This window comes from uncultured Aquincola sp., assembly GCF_964001545.1.
Classification (GTDB): Bacteria; Pseudomonadota; Gammaproteobacteria; order Burkholderiales; family Burkholderiaceae_C; genus Aquincola.
Genome location: NZ_CAXFDV010000574.1, coordinates 1 through 2391 on the forward strand (window position 1 = coordinate 1; position 2391 = coordinate 2391).

Consider the following 2391-nt stretch of genomic DNA (forward strand, 5'->3'; position numbering starts at 1 on the left):
AACCTTCGGCCTGCCCGTTCTCATCGCGGTATCTCCGTTCCTAAGATACCTCGCTGGCCTGCATGATTAATGCCAGAAACTAACGGGACAGGACACTAGCTCACGACTGGCTTATCCTCGGGGGGTCCTTCAGCCACAGGAAGTTTCAGCGCCATGGACCTGCCCTTCTGCCTGCCCAGCGACCACCGCGTGGTCGGTGCCCGCAGCTGGGGCCGGGTGCAGGGCGTGACGCTGGCGCCGCTGGGCCAGACGCGTGGCCTGCGCGAGTTCCTGTGCTTTCGCCCCGGCTTCTACGTGGCCATGGGCCAGCTGATGCACGGCGGCGACCGCTGCGACGCCTACCCCAGCGGCGACTTCTTCAAGCTGCACTTCCGCCTGTCGGGCCGCAGCCGCGTGGCCCAGGCGGCAGCCGCCGGCTCGCAGCGCATCGAGCCAGGATCGGTGACCACGCTGGTACAGCCGCGCGACTCGTACAAGGAAGAGTTCTTCGCCGCTGGCGAGCATGAACGCTCGATCACCGTGTGCTGCGCGCGCAGCTTCCTGGCCGAGGTGCTGGGCCTGCAGGCCGATGCCGCCACGCCCGCCGCGCTGGCCACCTACCTGCACGGCGAAGGCAGCCGCTTCGAGCTGAAGCAGGCGCCGATGAGCCCGGCCCAGCGCACGCTGGCCGACGCGCTGCTGGACAGCGCACCGGCCGACCCCTACCGCGCGCTGCTGGCCGAAGCCAAGGCGGTGGAGCTGCTGCACAGCTTCCTGGTGCAGGCACCGGCCACCGATGCAGCCGCCGATGCCCGCACCGCCGCCGCCCCCGACCGCATGACCGAAGTGCGGCGCTACATCGACACCCACCTGGCCGAGCCGCTGGACCTGCCCGGCCTGGCCCGCCGCCACGGCATGAGCGAAAGCCGGCTGGCCCGCGGCTTTCGCGCCGCCTTCGGCGAACCGGCATCGGCCTACATCGGCCGCGCGCGGCTGCAGCGCGCCCGCGAGCTGCTGGAAGCCGGCCGCCACAGCGTCACCGAGGTGGCGTTCGAGGTGGGCTACAGCCATGTGGCCAACTTCAGCACCGCGTTCAAGCGCTGCTTCGGGCTGAGCCCGCAGGCGCTGCGCAAGGCGGCCCCGATGCCGCAGCGCTAGAAAGCGCTGCCCACCACCGCATAGTCGGCCGTGGCCTTGGCCAGCGCGCGCAGCTGCGGCACCAGCGGCCGCAGGTCGTCGCGGCGGCTGTGCAGCGCATAGTCCAGCGCACCCAGCGGTACCGGGCTGCGCAGCTCACGCAGCATGCCGCGCTGCTGCAGCGCCATGGCCCAGCCGGTGGGCAGCAGACCCACGCCCAGCCCCTGCGCCAGCAGGCCGACGATGCCGCCCCAGTGGTTGCACACCAGCCGCCGCTCGGCCTGCGCGCCGGCCTGCTCCAGCCATTCATCGACGATGGGCGTGATGCCGGAGCCAGCCGGCAGGCTCACCAGCGGCTGGGTGCGCAGCGCGGCCGCGTCCAGCCGGCGCAGCCGGGCCGCCAGCGCGGGCGCGGCGCACCAGCGGAAGGTGGCCTGTGCCAGCGGCGTGCAGCGCAGGGCGCCCCGGCGTGAGCGGCCGGCGATCACCGCCACGTCCAGCTCGCCGCGGTCCAGCCGCTCGGCCAGCACCTCGCCGATGTCCACCTGCACGCTCACCACCAGCGCGGGATGAAGTTGGCCGATGGCCGCCACCCAATGCGGCAGCCAGGTGAGCGCGGTGAGTTCCCCCACGCCGATGCGGCACGGGCCGCGCAGGCCGCTGCCACCGCCGATGTCCTGGCGCAGCGCATCGGCCTGCTGCAGCAGCGCGCCGGCCTGGGGCAGCAGCCGCTGGCCGGCCTCGGTGAGCGCGGCTTGCCGGCCGCTGCGGTCGAACAGCGGCTGGCCCAGGGAGGCCTCGAGTTCGGCGATGCGCTTGGACAAGGACGACACCGACAGGTGCACCCGTTCGGCCGCCATCGCAAAGCTGCTGCAGGTGGCGGCCCAGTAAAAAGCTTCGAGCTGCTTGAGGGTCATTGTGGGGTGTCGAAAAAGCGAACGTGGATTGTCGAATCAATTCGCTTTTCAGGGTGCTTGACGCTGCGCACACTGCGGCCCATCCACCACCGACCGCCCACCGCCGTGACCCAAGCCCTGAACCCTGCTGCTGCTGCCGCTGCGGCGCCGCCCGCGCCCGACGCCTGGGCTGCCTTCCAGGGCAGCCGCCGCGGGGGCCGCACCCGGCAACTGCTGTCGCTGGACGACTTCGAGGCCGCGGCCCGGCGTGTGCTGCCGCGGCCGATCTTCGGCTATGTGTCGGGCGCGGCGGAAGACAACCGCGCGCTGGCCGACAACCGCCAGGCCTTCGATGAACTGGCGCTGGTGCCGCGGGTGC

General features: G+C 72.0%; 3 protein-coding genes. 2 read left to right on the forward strand and 1 reads right to left on the reverse strand.

Going from position 1 to position 2391, the window contains the following annotated elements; translation table 11 throughout:
• The first annotated feature begins 153 nt into the window (after positions 1-153).
• Positions 154-1137: an AraC family transcriptional regulator gene (locus ABNT58_RS19770; protein ID WP_348755135.1), complete on the forward strand. Its 984-nt coding sequence runs from the start codon at positions 154-156 to the stop codon at positions 1135-1137.
• Here ABNT58_RS19770 and ABNT58_RS19775 read toward each other — a convergent pair.
• Entirely contained in the window at positions 1134-2033 is a 900-nt protein-coding gene (locus ABNT58_RS19775) for a LysR family transcriptional regulator (protein WP_348755136.1), read from the reverse strand. The two genes, ABNT58_RS19770 and ABNT58_RS19775, sit on opposite strands and share 4 nt — an antisense overlap.
• 105 nt (positions 2034-2138) lie before the next feature.
• Here ABNT58_RS19775 and ABNT58_RS19780 point away from each other — a divergent pair.
• Positions 2139-2391, forward strand: a 253-nt coding sequence (locus ABNT58_RS19780; protein ID WP_348755137.1) for an alpha-hydroxy-acid oxidizing protein, incomplete at its 3' end; no start/stop codon positions are given.

What these genes read in the sequence shown, in the direction of transcription:
- ABNT58_RS19770 (WP_348755135.1), top strand. Translation starts at nt 154, where the DNA reads ATGGACCTGCCCTTCTGCCTGCCCAGCGACCACCGCGTGGTCGGTGCC.
- ABNT58_RS19775 (WP_348755136.1), bottom strand. Translation starts at nt 2,033, where the DNA reads ATGACCCTCAAGCAGCTCGAAGCTTTTTACTGGGCCGCCACCTGCAGC.